This window comes from Nocardia donostiensis, assembly GCF_002081715.1.
In the GTDB taxonomy this organism is placed as follows: Bacteria; Actinomycetota; Actinomycetes; order Mycobacteriales; family Mycobacteriaceae; genus Nocardia; species Nocardia donostiensis.
On the sequence record NZ_MUKP01000018.1, the window covers coordinates 63546 to 76673 of the forward strand.

A 13128-nucleotide genomic window follows, 5' to 3' on the forward strand; every position below is an offset into this window, starting at 1 on the left:
CTACCCGTTATAAGAGTGACCAAACATGTGTTGCAGAAAGTGCGCTGCCGATCACCGGAGGTAAACCGGCAGCGCCCGATCTGTGTGGATGATCAGGTGCGGCCCGGGCGGTCGAATTCCCCGTCCTGCACGCCCGCGGTGAACGCGGCCCATTCACCCGGAGTGAAGACGAGCACAGGACCGTCGGGGTCCTTGCCGTTACGCATGGCCACATGTCCTTCGGCCAGCATCGCTATTTCCACGCAGTCGGGTCCAGACCCCTCACCTGCGCGCAACCAGGTCGCTTCGGACAGGTCGATCTCGGTGCCGTTGTCGATGCTCATACCAGATACAACTCCTTCGCCAGCTGCCGCAGTAGCTGCCTGCTCTGTTGAACGTCCAGTGCACAGCGCCGCAGGCACTCGTGCGCCTGATGGTAGCGCCGCAGGTCGGACGCACCTTCCAGATAAAGATTGCCGGTCAGCCCCGCGGTGTGCACGACCGGCGGTTCGCTCGGCTCGCCCGAACAGTCGACGCCGAATTCCAGCACGGTGAACCCGCCGGTGGCGACCCCTGACGGCACCCCCGCCGAGAACGGCAGCACCGATACCGAAACATTGTCCCGAGTACTGAGATCGGCCAGATGACGCAACTGTGCCGCCATGATCTTCGCGTTTCCGACGACGCAGCGCAATACCGCCTCGTGTAGCACCGAATGCACCCTCGCCGGTGCGGGGCGCCTGCTGAACAGGGCCTGCCGCTGCAACAGCGGCTGCACCCTCCGGTCGAGTTCGGTCTGGGTGTCGTCGGGATGGGCCAACCGTTGCAGGGCACGCGCGTAATCCGCGGTCTGGAACAGGCCGGGCACCAGCTCGGTGTGATAGATCCACAGTTCTTCCGCCGCTGCTTCCAAACCTGGGTACACATCGAAACTTTCGGTCTGCGCCTCCGCCACCGCATGCCACCAGCTCTGCGCCGCGCTCTGCTGCACCAGGCCGCGCAACCCCTCGGTGATATGCGCGGGGACACCGTAGATCCGGCACAGCTCCTGGATATCGATGGTGCGGATCCGGTCAGCCTGCCCCTTTTCCAGGCGTTGCAAGGTGCTGGCTCCCCATTCCATCAACCGGGCGGCCTGCGCGATCGTCAAACCGGCCTGGGTCCGCCAGTCTCGTAGGTACCTGCCGAGCTGTCTGCGCGGTAAGCTCGTTGTCCCAGCCCTTCCCGCCATCGTGCCCGGACTCGCCTCCACAGGTCCCGTACCCACCGCCGAACTCGCCGAACCAGCTGTCACCGCACGCTCCGTTCTGCTCTCGGTCGACCGCCCGGCGAAAACCGGGTCAGCCGCGCGCGGGTCCCCGTCACTTCGCCTGGGCAGCGGATGCTTTCATCCACTATGGGCAATCCTGCCCTCCGTAATGGATATTGTGCTGGGGATTCGCACGAAAACATGCGATATCGCGGAACTGCCGTAGCATGCACGGCCCTTAGTGGTGTGCTGGGGGTCTGCTGGGGACCGGAAACCGCTTCCTCGCAACAGGTATAGCGGGCAATGCTGGGTCCCGAGTATCACAACGTAACACGTCAAGGACAGGAACCCCGTAGGACAGGTACCGTACAAGGAAGCGAGGAGTCATGGCAGGTCCCCTCATGGTGACGACGGAAACCGGCCGACGCCCCCAACAGCGGGCCCGGCGGAAGGGGGCCGTGCAATGCAGCTGACCAACTCGAACTTGCGCATCGTCGCACTGCTCGCCTGCGAAATCGAACCGGGGCCGATGTCCGCTGAACAGGCCCATGCGGCAATGCAGTTGCACCTCGACTGCACGGTTGACGAATGCCGGGTGCGCAGGCGCGCCCGCGCGACGCTGGTGGAGACCGGGCGGTGTGTACTGGACGATCGAGCGCTGCGTTATTGACCAGCCGCCGTGTCGTTCACCGGCGGCTGTGATCGGTTATCGGGGTGCGCGGACCGAACTTGGGTTTACGGGCCTGGCCGCTGACCTCCAGCAGCCGGACCAGCCGGTAGCGATGCGGGCGAACGGGTTCCAGGTATTCGACCATCGCCGCATCGTCGATCGGATGCCCGAGCAGCGTCCAGCCGATGATTGCCGCCAGATGGAAATCGCCCACCGACAGCGCATCAGCGTCACCGAACGCTCGCTGCGCGATTTCCGCTGCCGTCCATTCCCCGATCCCCGGGACCGTGCGAAGCCTGGCGGCCGCGGCGGCCGGTTCCAGGTCCGCGATCCGTTCCAGGGATGCGGCCAGCCGCGCTGCCCGCACAATAGTCTGCGCGCGCTGCGGGCCGACATTGGCTCGGTGATAGGTCCACGACGGGATCCGGCGCCAGGTTTCGGCATCCGGCGGCACTCGCATCCCCTCGGGGGCCGGGCCGGGCGGTAGAGCGCCGAATTGGCGCACGAGCTGGCGCCAGGAGGCGCGTGCGGCGACGGTATGCACCTTCTGTTCCAGCACGGCAGGTACCAGCGCCTCGAATACCAGGCCGGTGCGTAGCATCCGCAAGCCCGGGAAACGGCGGTGCGCCTCGGCGACCTTGGGGTGCTGAGGCGCGAAATCGGCGACGTCCTCGGTGAGGCACAGCATCCGGTCCAGCCGGTCGAGGAACTCCTCGGCGCCCGCACCCCAGGCGCGGGCGGCGACCGCGGCCGGACCGGCCTGGACCAGCCGATAGGTGACCGGTCCGGACGGCATCCGGGACACACGCCAATGCGCCCCGTCGGCGGTCACCTGGTGGCAGGGATCGCCCACGCCGCGACGCAGCGGTGTCAGGGTGTGGGCCAGATCGATCGGTCCGTCCGCCGTCACCGTCCGAGTCAGGCCGGAACGGTTCGCCTCGGGGCCGGCCGTTCGCTCACGCACCGGTTCATTGTGCGCGTCGCGTCGGCCCAGCGGGGCACCGGCTGTCACGAAGGCGACGGCTGCTCATGGAGCGTGTTCCGAGCGACGCAGCCGGGGCGAAGGTGGATTTTCTGTAACAGAGGCGAAGAGCATGACGATAATGGTGCGGATCGGCAAATATCTGGCGTACGCCGGGACGGAGGTTCATATGATCACCAACGTGCTGAACTGGCTGCTCGATGTGTGGGGTGGGCTTTTCGCTGGCAGTTCCGGCTACCAGATTCCGCCGGGCACACTGCCCTTCGGCAGCTGAGCAGATAGCCCCCGCCCGGTTTCCGTGCGTTGAGACCGGCGGTGTAGGTCCGCGCTCGCCGCACTCCCTCGGCGGCGAGCGCGGTCATTTTCAGTCTTCTAGCAGGAACTCGGCCAGGTGCTTGCCCTGCCGCCCGGTCAATTGCGCGGCCTGGGTGCGACAGGAGAACCCGTCCGCAATCAAGATCGAATTATCTGGTGCGTCCATGAGCGCAGGCACCATCCCGTTCCCGGCCACCGCGACGGATATATCGTAATGACCTTTCTGCATTCCGAAGTTTCCGGCCAAGCCGCAGCAACCCGTGATTTCGGACACCAAAATACCCATTCTGGCTAACATCCGGCGATCGGTCTCGAAACCGAGTACCGCATGGTGATGGCAGTGCGGCTGCACGATCACCTGTTGACCCGGGCGTTGCGGAGGCTGCCAGTCCGGCTGCGCGTCCAGGAACTCGGCCAGCGTCCGCACCGCCCCTGCAACCGCATGCGCTCGCGGGTCGTCGGGCAGCAGTTCGGGCAGATCGGCACGCAGAGTCGCGGTACAGGAAGGTTCCAGTCCCACCACGATCCCGCCCGCGCGCACATGGTCGTCGAGTTCGTCCAGTGTGGCGCGCAGCCGAGCCCGAGCGCCGTCCAACTGGCCGGTGCTGATCCAGGTGAGCCCGCAGCACACCCGCTTGCGCGGTATCTGCACCTGATAGCCGAGCGAGGTCATCAGCCGTGCCGCGGCCAACGCGATATGGGGGTCGAACGCATCGGTGAAGGTGTCGATCCACAGCAGTACCGGTAGGGGCGAACGCCCCGGTTGCCGACCATCATCGGTTACCTCCCCGCAATGCGTGAGCTCCGGCCGGTTGGCGGGATCGCGCCAGATCCGGCGGAACGAACGATCGGCCAGCACTGGCACCTCGCGACGCGGATCGATACCTGCCGCCCACAGCCCCATCCTGCGCAATGGTCCTATCCGGGCGGCCGCGTTCACCACCCGTGGCAGCCAGGTCGCGCCCGCGAGCCAGCGCGGTAGCCAGCCGAGCGAATAATGGTCGCGGGGCCGCAGCCTGCCTTGATAGCGGCGGTACATGGCCTCGGATTTATAGGTGGCCAGGTCGACCCCGGCCGGGCAGTCGGAACGGCACGCTTTACAGGACAGACACAGGTCGAGCGATTCGGCGACTGCGGGCGAGGACCACGGCAGGTCGCCGCGTACCACTTCCTGCAGCACCCTGGCCCGGCCGCGGGTGTTGTCCTTTTCATCGGCGGTGGCCAGGTAGGACGGACACATGAAGCCGCCGGCGGCCCGGTTGTCGGCGCGGCATTTACCCACCCCTACGCAGCGGTGGACAGCTGTACTGAGCCGGCCGTCGTCGTGCGGGAAAGCGAAACCGCCTGCCGCCGGGACGGGGGTGAGACCGGCCAGCCGCAGATCTGCGTCGATGGGGCGCGGCTGGACCAGCACACCCGGATTCAGCACATCATCGGGATCGAAAAGGGCCTTGTAGCCAGCGAATACGTCCAGCACCTGCTGCGAATACATCAGTGCAAGCAGCTCCGATCTGGCGCGGCCGTCGCCGTGTTCGCCGCTCAGCGAGCCGCCGTAGCGGACGACCAACTCGGTAGCGTCGAACAGGAAGGCCCGGAAACGCTGCGGGGCGGTGTCTATCGGCAAATCCAGTCGCACATGGATACAGCCGTCGCCGATATGCCCGTACAGCAGCCCGTCCACCTCGTGCTCGCGGGTCAGCTCACCGAAATCCCGCAGGTATGCGCCGAGATGTTCGGGCGGAACCGCGGCGTCCTCCCAGCCGGGCCAGGCCGGGTGGCCGTCCGGGGTGCGTCCGGCCAGGCCTGCACCGTCGGCGCGGATACGCCAGAGCGCGGCCGTTTCGCCTGGATCGGTGACGATACGGGAGTCGAGCGCGCCTGTGGCCTGGCACAGCGCCTGCGCCGCTGTTCGCGCCTCGTCCGGGGTGGCACCGGCCAGTTCGACGAACAGCCAGCCGTCGCCACGCGGCAGCTCGGGCACCGTCCGGCGGTGCGCGCGGACCACATCGACCAGCCGGGCATCGATTCCTTCCACGGCGATCGGGGCGCATGCGGTCACCGCGGCGATATCGTCGGCCGCGCTCGCCATATCCGGGTAGCCGAGCACCACGAGCACTGTGGCGGGCGGGATTTCAACCAGCTCTAGGGTTGCCTCCAGCAGCAGGCCGCAGGTGCCTTCGGTCCCGACGAAAGCTTTCGCCACCGACGAACCATGTTCGGGCAGTAAATGTTCCAGACCGTAGCCGGAGGCCTGGCGATCGAAACGACCGAGTTCGGTGCGCAGCACGGCGAGGTGGGAGTGGGTGAATTCCGTCAGCCCGGGCAGGGCGCCGAGATCGTCGGCGAGCCGCCGTTCGATGCCCTTTCCGTCGAGTATCCGCAGTTCACGGACCGTGTCGGAGGTCCGCCCCCAGGCGATGGCATGCGGTCCGCAGGCGTTGTTGCCGATCATTCCGCCCAGGGTGCAGCGGTTCTGGGTGGAAGGGTCGGGCCCGAACCGCAGCCCGTGCGCAGCGGCCCGGCGTTGCAGTCCGGCCAGCACGACACCTGGCTGCACCCGCGCGATGCGCCGCTCGGGGTCCAGTTCGGTGATTGCGTTCATATGCCTGCTGAAATCGAGCACGATTCCGGGGCCGATAGCGTTGCCCGACACCGACGTTCCCGCACCACGCGCGGTAACCGGCAGGCCTTCGGCGCGCGCGAAATCCAGGATCGCGGCGGTATCGGTTTCGCCGCGGGGGAAGGTGACGATCTGGGGCAGGATTCGATAGTTCGACGCGTCCGAGGAGTATTCGGCGCGCCGCCGCTCCGACACATCCACCTCGCCACCGATGCGGCCACACAGGGCGCGCGCCATAGCAGTCTGTCGCCGATGCTCGCTGCTCACACCGCCCACCCTAGAGAGATTTCTGTGCCAGAGTGGCCCCTCTGCCGATCCAGGGTTCCTGCAGCCGGTGACGCGAGCGTGTCACCCCACACCGAAACCTCGTCAGGTGCGCATTCCATGCGTCGTGTTCGATCTCCAGCCGGTCAGCGCTTGACCTAAAGAATAGTTGAGCTTTTAGTGTCGGTGGCCTGGCGTTGAATCGGCACCAGAGCGGAAGGACGTGTCGAGGTGAGCATCGAATCGGTGGCCTGGAACCAGATGTACCAGCGTATGCACGCGCCCGGGGAGAAACGCCAGTTCAACCTGGCCACGGCCCGGCGCATTCTGCGTTTCGCCCGGCCACACCGGCGAAGGATGGCGGCGTTCCTGCTGTTCAGCGTGGTTTCGGCAGTGTTCGCGGTCGCCACACCGCTACTCGCAGGCCGCGTCGTCGACGACATCATCGGCGGGGCCGCGCCACAGGTGGTGCTCATTCTGGCAGCCGTCATCGCCGGGCTCGCGGTGCTCGACGCGGGGCTGGGATTGGTTATCCGCTGGTTGTCGGCCAGGATCGGCGAGGGGTTGATCCTGGACCTGCGGTCGGCGGTATTCGATCATGTACAGCGGATGCCCGTCGCGTTCTTCACCCGCACCCGCACCGGTGCGCTCGTGAGCCGTTTGAACAATGATGTGATCGGCGCGCAGCGGGCGTTCAGCGACACCCTGTCGGGCGTGGTCGCCAATCTGGTGACGGTGGCGCTCACCCTGGTGGTGATGCTGCGGCTGTCCTGGCAGATCACGCTGCTCGCGCTGGTGCTGCTTCCGGTCTTCGTGATCCCGGCCCGGCGGATGGGCGACCGGCTGGCCGATATCCAGCGCGAGGCAGCAGGCCTGAACGCGGCGATGAGCACGCAGATGACCGAACGGTTCTCCGCACCGGGCGCCACCCTGGTCAAACTGTTCGGCAGACCACATCAGGAATCGGCGGAGTTCGCGCTGCGGGCACGGCGGGTGCGCGATATCGGGGTGCGCACGGCCATGTTGCAGACAGTGTTCGTGACCTCGCTGACCCTGGTCTCGGCACTGGCGGTGGCGCTGGTGTACGGGCTCGGCGGCTGGTATGCGCTGCGCGGACAATTGGACGCGGGCGCGGTTGTCGCGCTGTCGCTGCTGCTGACCCGCCTCTACGCGCCGCTGACCGCGCTGGCCAGCGCGCGGATGGAGATCATGTCGGCACTGGTGAGTTTCGAGCGGGTGTTCGAGGTGCTGGACCTGCCGCCGCTGATCGAGGACGCCCCGGACGCGAAACCGGTACCCGAAGGGCCGGTCGCGGTGGAACTCGACGGGGTGCGGTTCGGTTATCCGTCCGCGGACAAGGTGTCGCTGGCATCGCTGGAGGAAGTGGCGACACTGGACACCCGGGGCGGTGTCGAGGTGCTGCACGGGGTGTCGTTCCGCGCCGAACCAGGCCAGCTGATCGCGCTGGTCGGTTCTTCCGGCGCCGGGAAATCGACCATCGCCCAGTTGGTTTCGCGGCTCTATGACGTCGACTCCGGCGCTGTCCGGCTCAATGGCGCGGATGTGCGCGAGCTGACCACCCGTTCGATCCAGGAAACCGTAGGCCTGGTCACCCAGGACGGGCACCTGTTCCACGACACCATCCGCGCCAACCTGCTGCTCGCCCGCCCCGAGGCGACCGAAGAGCAGTTGTGGGACGCCCTGCGGCGGGCCAGGTTACGCGAGCTGGTCGCCTCGCTGCCCGACGGCTTGGACACCGTGGTCGGCGAGCGAGGTTACCGGTTGTCCGGTGGTGAACGCCAGCGGCTGACCATCGCCCGGCTGCTGCTCAAACAGCCCCGCGTGGTGGTGCTGGACGAGGCGACCGCCTCACTGGACTCCACCTCCGAGGCCGCGGTGCAGGCCGCACTGACCGAAGCGCTGGCCGGACGTACCGCCCTGGTCATCGCACACCGGCTGTCCACAGTCCGCGCAGCCGACCAGATCCTGGTGCTGGAGGAAGGACGCATCATCGAACGAGGCACCCATACGCAGCTACTGGCCGCCGATGGCCGCTACGCGGAGCTGTACCGCACCCAGTTCGCCGACGACCCGGTACCGGCAGTCGCCTGACAGCATCTAGGTGCACTGCCTGAGAGGTTAGGAACGCGGGCCGCTGGTGGATATCCGCCGCTCACGGACGCCAGCGGCGTAGCGGGGTGTTCTTCTCATACGGCATCGGCGACGGATAGGTGAGGATCTCGACGACCGAGCCCCAAGGCGTCTTGCCGTAGCAGAACAAGTTGCCCTTGCCCTTTTCGGGTTCGAACATGATCGCCTGCGGACGGCTGAACAGCGTTCCACCTGCCACTTCGAACTGCACGACGGCGGCATCGATATCGTCGACATAGATCGCGAAGTGCTGTAACCCATAATCGGATGGGCGAATCGGGTTCCGTTGTTCGGGCCCTTCCATTTGGAACAATTCGACACCTGGACCATTACGCAGGCGTAGCATACGAACCGCCCTGACCTTGGTTCCAGGGGAAAGGTTGAGCGTCTGCTCGGTTTCCGCGCCTTCGTCGGGTGCATCCGACATTTTCTTGGATTCATAGATCAACTCGGCGTCGAAGGCCTTTTCGAAGAAACTTGTGGCCTGGTCGATATCGGGAACGGTGAAGCCGACATGATCCATGCCGTGAACGGGTGATGCACGCACCTGTTGTCCCCTCTCGTTGCCGGAAACCTAAAACTACACGTCATGAAGTGGGCTCCACTCGACTGACTAGAGCCGTGTTTCATGAGCCGTATATAGATAGCCACAGGTTGATGGCGGTGACGCGGACGGTGGGCCATAGAGCGGACGGCAAGCACACGTTCAAACCGGCACCCCGGATTACCGGCGCAAGCTTTTCAGACGAGGCCCTAGCTGCGATCGACGAGGGCAAGCACCCTGCTGACGGCTTCTTCTGGAGTTTCGGCACGCACGGCCGCGTCGATCTCTTCGCCGTGGTCGTCGGTGATCCGCCACCCACCGATGGAGATCACCGGCACACCGCCGCGCCTGTTGGCGAGCGCCAGCTCGGAAAGCGTTCCCCAGGATCCCCCGACGACGATCACCGCGTCGGCAGACCAGACGAGCACAGCGTTACGAGCCTCCCCCATATTTGTATAGAGCACGGCTGTGAGGCCGTCACAGATCGCGTTACGGTCGGTGTCAGGCCGGACGCCTATCACGATTCCGCCGGCGGCCGACGCACCTTCGGCGACCGCAGCCATAACCCCGCTGCCGCCGCCACACAGAACAGTAACTCCTGCTTCGGCGAGCAAATGCCCGATTTTCCTCGCACGCTCCGCGTCGTCTGGGGTGCAGTTGCGAGGACCGCAGACGGCGATCTGCAGCTGAGGCATATCAGTCTTCTCTCTGAGCGGTGTATATCGCCGACTCATATCACGAGCGTCACTCGTTCGCGCCGCAAGCCCGCGTGGCGCGTGGATGTTCCAGTATTGCCCGCCACATCTGCCTGCCCCTGTTGCGGGCCATGGACTCAGCACCGTCGAACGAGTTATCACCGCCGGTGCGGCGACGACCGGTGCTCAGCGTGCTGCGGCCGGGCCGAACTGGCTCCAGTCGAACCCCAGCTCACCCTTGTCGGCGATGATCCGTTCCCACCAGCCACGATTCTCGATATACCAAGCAACGGTCTCGGCGATCCCGGCCTCGAACTCATGCGCCGGTCGCCATCCGAGCTCGGTTTCCAGTTTCTCGGGATCGATCACGTAGCGACGGTCGTGGTTCGGGCGGTCTGGGATGTGCTCGATCCATTCGGCCGGATCCAGGCCGAGCTCGACCGCAACCCGCCGGGCGATCTCGAGGTCAATCCGCGCGTTCGGCCAACCTCTTGGCGAAGCCGTCGAGCAGGTTGGTCAGGCCGTATTCGAAGCTGCGGTCGGGTGCTTCGTTGTAATCGGCGCTGCGCTGTCCGAGCCGGGCGCGTAATCGCGGGAATGCCATCGCGATATCGGTGGCTGCGCTCAGCGTTTCCTGCATGCGCCGGGCCGGGTTGCCGTCTCCTTTGCTCAGTCGCCGTTTCAGCGAGACGGTCGCCGCTGCGCCTATCACGTTGCCCAGGGTGTAGGTGAATACGGCAGCAGCTGCGAGATCGGCCTCCTCCGGTGTGAAACCGGCGTCTTCGTAGACGGCGAGAGTGGCCTCGTCGAAACGAGATTTACCAGGGCCGTACATCAGATGACTTGCCAACGCCTGAACCATCCACGGGTGTCTGGACAGCACCGTGTGCATGCCGGTCGCCAATGACTCGGCCGCCGCGCGCCAGCCGAGCGGACCGGCGTCCGGTAGCTCGATCTCCCCCCACACCTCGTCGCCGGCCAGCCGGACCAGGTTGTCCTTGTTCTGCACATGCCAGTACATCGCGGTGGGCGCCGCGTCGAGCCGTTTGCCGAGGCTGCGCATGTTCAGGCCGTCCAGGCCCTCGTCGTCGAGCAGTTCGATGGCGGTGCGCACGATCTGCTCCTGGGTCAGGGAGTCACGAGGCATAGCAGACAGGGTAGTTGCACTAAGTTCAAGAGACCACTTGCACTAAGTACAAGTCCTCGGTTAGCTTTGCCTTGCACTTAGTTCAAGTCGTCTCTGTCGAGAAGAAGAGGAAGTTCCATGAGCACCATCGCCGCCCTCCTGCAACTGCTGATCGCCGCCGCCTTCGTCAGCATCCCGATCGTGCGCCACCGCTACGGCGCCGCCGCCAAAGCCCATGCCGAGACCGAACTGCGGCGGCAAAACGTGCCGGTCACCGTGCTGGAAGACAACAACCTGAGTTTCGACGCCAGCGGCCACGAAACCGCCGCACCGGTCGCCATCGCCGCCGTCATGACCGTCCTGGCCGGGCTGAACTTCGCCGCTACCCCCTGGGGCCAGACCCTCACCTGGGCCGTCCAGCCGCTGCTGATCCTCGGCAACGCCATGATCCTCTACAGCAACCTGACCGCCGCCAGATCCGTCACCGCCGCCTTCGCCCGCACCGGAGACCCGATCCTGGCTCGTATCGACGTCCCCGCACTGTTGCGGGCATCCGAACAAGGTTTCCCGCGCTGGGTGATGCCGATCCTGCAGAACATCCGGCACGCCATTGTTTTCCTCGGATCGGTTCTGGTTCTGATCGCCATCGCAGTGGGGTGAGTACTCCAACCCTCGCTACGTTTAGCGAGAACCCGGTGGGCTCGCGGTACACCGCAAGCCCACCGCAGCTATGGCGGCGCAAGCTCGAGCCGGACACCGAGCAGTCGAACCGGCCGGTCCAGCTCGAAACGGGAGAGCACCCGCACGGCGGTATCGACTATCACGGAGGTATCCGTGGTCGGTTCGGGCAGCTTGGACTGCTTGCTGCGAGTGTAGAAAGTGTTGGTACGCACCGTTACCGAGACGCAGACGGTGACACGGCCCGCCGCGGCCATCTCCTCGGCGACGTCGGCGGCCAGGCGGGTAACTCGAGCGCGGATCTCGGCAGAGTCGGTGAGGTCGTGCGGAAAGGTTTCGGATTTGCTGCGACCCACCGGTATACGGTCCTCGGTCGTCACATCGGTATCGCCCGCGCCGTGGGCGAGAACCCACAGGTAGGGGCCGGTGGTCGGGCCGAATTCGGTGGCCAGGCAGGTGCGGTCGGCGGCCATCAGGTCGGCAACCGTGTGGATGCCGAGTGAGCTCAGGCGGGCAGCTAGGCGGGTGCCGATTCCCCAGAGGGCGTTGGTCGGCCGGTGCGCCATGACCTGAGACCAGTTGGCTCTGGTCAGGCGAAACATTCCCTCGGCAGCAGCGGCTCCGGGTTCGGCCGAATCCTTACCGGATGATTTGGCGAAACTGGTGGCGAGCTTGGCGGTGGTCTTGTTGTCGCCGATTCCGACCGCGCAGCCGAGGCCGAGACCGGCAATACCGGAGCGGATCTCGCGGGCCAGCCCCTCCGGGTCGTCGGTGTCGGCGGCCAGGAACGCCTCGTCCCAACCCAATACCTCCACCTGCACCGGCCAGGTCCGCAGCAGCGCCATCACCTCGTCGGAGGCATCCTCATAACCTGCCGTATCCAGTGGCAGGAACACTCCATCCGGGCATTTACGCACCGCTGTACGCAACGGCATCCCCGCCCGCACCCCGTAGGCGCGCGCTGGATACGAGGCGCAGGTAACCACCTTCCTCGGCTCCTCGGGGTCACCGTTACCGCCGACAATGACCGGCCGTCCCCGCAGCTCCGGGTGCCTACGGAATTCCACCGCGGCCTGGAACTGATCGAGATCCACATGCAGCAGCCACCTGGGCATATCCCCGTCTTACCGTACCCGCGCCGATTTCGGACCATTCGGCGTAACGATGTGGGCCGTACGATTCCAGGCAGAAACGACTACGAGGAAAACTGGATGGCCGACGCGCACGATCACCTGGGAAAACTGCCCGACCGCATCGCCGACCCGGTCGCGCCGCGGATCGGGCATGCCGAACGAGAAATCGTGATCCGGCGGCTGCAGCTCGCGCTACACGAGGGACAGCTCGACCTGACCGAACTGGACCGCCGGCTGGCCACCACCTACGCCGCGGTCACCGCGCAGGACCTCGCAGCGGTCACCGCGGACCTACCCGAACCCGCAGCGGCACCCGTCGAATTGCGCACCAAAAGCGGCACCCGCACCAAGACGGGCCATTGGACGGTCCCAGCCCAGCTGACCGCCGTATGCAACTCCGGCACGATAAAGATCGACTTCACCGAGGCCTTGTGCGCACACGCCGAGGTGCGCATCGACGCCGAGGTCGGCTCCGGCACGCTGTTGCTGATCGTGCCCCGCGGCTGGCGTGCCGATCTCGATCAGGTGCGTACGGGCAGCGGGTCGGTGGTGGACAGGGTCACCGCTCCGCCTGCCCCGGGCGCACCGCTGATCCGGGTGCGCGGGAAGGTCGGATCCGGGACTGTCAAGGCCCGCTACCCGCACCGATCGTTTCTGCAATGGTTGCTGCGCAGGCAACCAGACTGACCTGGCACGCATATTCGGCACACCGGCTCGAAGAC

General features: G+C 65.9%; 14 protein-coding genes. 5 read left to right on the forward strand and 9 right to left on the reverse strand.

Annotated elements, in window-relative coordinates; genetic code table 11:
• Nucleotides 1-92 precede the first annotated feature (92 nt).
• Nucleotides 93-323: a DUF397 domain-containing protein gene (locus tag B0T44_RS14125; protein WP_077116011.1), complete on the reverse strand. Its 231-nt coding sequence runs from the start codon at nt 321-323 to the stop codon at nt 93-95.
• Complete coding sequence (locus B0T44_RS14130) at nt 320-1210, reverse strand: helix-turn-helix domain-containing protein (RefSeq protein WP_077116199.1); 891 nt, start codon at nt 1208-1210, stop codon at nt 320-322. The genes B0T44_RS14125 and B0T44_RS14130 overlap by 4 nt, the downstream gene beginning before the upstream one ends.
• A 481-nt stretch (nt 1211-1691) precedes the next feature.
• Here B0T44_RS14130 and B0T44_RS14135 point away from each other — a divergent pair, with 481 nt between their 5' ends.
• Nucleotides 1692-1898 (forward strand): hypothetical protein, encoded by a 207-nt coding sequence (locus B0T44_RS14135; RefSeq protein WP_077116013.1) that lies wholly within the window; start codon nt 1692-1694, stop codon nt 1896-1898.
• A gap of 16 nt (nt 1899-1914) precedes the next feature.
• On the opposite strand, the gene B0T44_RS14140 is transcribed toward B0T44_RS14135, so the two are convergent.
• Nucleotides 1915-2820 (reverse strand): DNA-3-methyladenine glycosylase family protein, encoded by a 906-nt coding sequence (locus tag B0T44_RS14140; RefSeq protein ID WP_077116201.1) that lies wholly within the window; start codon nt 2818-2820, stop codon nt 1915-1917.
• Between the two features lie 172 nt (nt 2821-2992).
• On the opposite strand from B0T44_RS14140, the gene B0T44_RS27170 reads away from it, so the two are divergent.
• Complete coding sequence (locus B0T44_RS27170; protein ID WP_175647976.1) at nt 2993-3154, forward strand: hypothetical protein; 162 nt, start codon at nt 2993-2995, stop codon at nt 3152-3154.
• 90 nt (nt 3155-3244) lie between these two features.
• Here the strand turns inward: B0T44_RS27170 and B0T44_RS14145 are convergent, their stop codons facing one another.
• Entirely contained in the window at nt 3245-6052 is a 2808-nt protein-coding gene (locus B0T44_RS14145) for an FAD-binding and (Fe-S)-binding domain-containing protein (protein WP_081512119.1), read from the reverse strand.
• A gap of 258 nt (nt 6053-6310) precedes the next feature.
• Between B0T44_RS14145 and B0T44_RS14150 the strand changes: the two genes are divergently transcribed.
• Nucleotides 6311-8191, forward strand: a complete 1881-nt coding sequence (locus B0T44_RS14150; RefSeq protein ID WP_077116014.1) for an ABC transporter ATP-binding protein — start codon at nt 6311-6313, stop codon at nt 8189-8191.
• A 61-nt stretch (nt 8192-8252) separates the two neighbouring features.
• On the opposite strand, the gene B0T44_RS14155 is transcribed toward B0T44_RS14150, so the two are convergent.
• The 4 genes from B0T44_RS14155 to B0T44_RS14170 all read right to left on the reverse strand — a co-directional run bounded on the left by B0T44_RS14155 (nt 8253) and on the right by B0T44_RS14170 (nt 10616).
• Nucleotides 8253-8777, reverse strand: coding sequence for a VOC family protein (locus B0T44_RS14155; RefSeq protein ID WP_245839411.1), 525 nt, complete (start codon nt 8775-8777; stop codon nt 8253-8255).
• A 206-nt stretch (nt 8778-8983) separates the two neighbouring features.
• A complete protein-coding gene (locus B0T44_RS14160; RefSeq protein WP_077116017.1) occupies nt 8984-9469 on the reverse strand; it encodes an SLOG cluster 4 domain-containing protein in 486 nt (161 codons plus the stop codon).
• 186 nt (nt 9470-9655) lie between these two features.
• Complete coding sequence (locus B0T44_RS27585) at nt 9656-9940, reverse strand: GDP-mannose 4,6-dehydratase (protein ID WP_139347755.1); 285 nt, start codon at nt 9938-9940, stop codon at nt 9656-9658.
• On the reverse strand, nt 9936-10616 hold the full coding sequence (locus B0T44_RS14170; protein WP_077116020.1) for a TetR/AcrR family transcriptional regulator C-terminal domain-containing protein: 681 nt from the start codon (nt 10614-10616) through the stop codon (nt 9936-9938). Before B0T44_RS14170 ends, B0T44_RS27585 begins: the two co-directional genes overlap by 5 nt.
• A gap of 117 nt (nt 10617-10733) precedes the next feature.
• On the opposite strand from B0T44_RS14170, the gene B0T44_RS14175 reads away from it, so the two are divergent.
• On the forward strand, nt 10734-11255 hold the full coding sequence (locus tag B0T44_RS14175) for a hypothetical protein (RefSeq protein ID WP_077116021.1): 522 nt from the start codon (nt 10734-10736) through the stop codon (nt 11253-11255).
• A gap of 68 nt (nt 11256-11323) precedes the next feature.
• Here B0T44_RS14175 and B0T44_RS14180 read toward each other — a convergent pair whose 3' ends face one another.
• Nucleotides 11324-12388 (reverse strand): DNA polymerase IV, encoded by a 1065-nt coding sequence (locus B0T44_RS14180; RefSeq protein WP_077116022.1) that lies wholly within the window; start codon nt 12386-12388, stop codon nt 11324-11326.
• A gap of 96 nt (nt 12389-12484) precedes the next feature.
• Between B0T44_RS14180 and B0T44_RS14185 the strand changes: the two genes are divergently transcribed.
• Nucleotides 12485-13093, forward strand: coding sequence for a DUF1707 SHOCT-like domain-containing protein (locus B0T44_RS14185; RefSeq protein WP_175647977.1), 609 nt, complete (start codon nt 12485-12487; stop codon nt 13091-13093).
• Nucleotides 13094-13128: the final 35 nt, after the last annotated feature.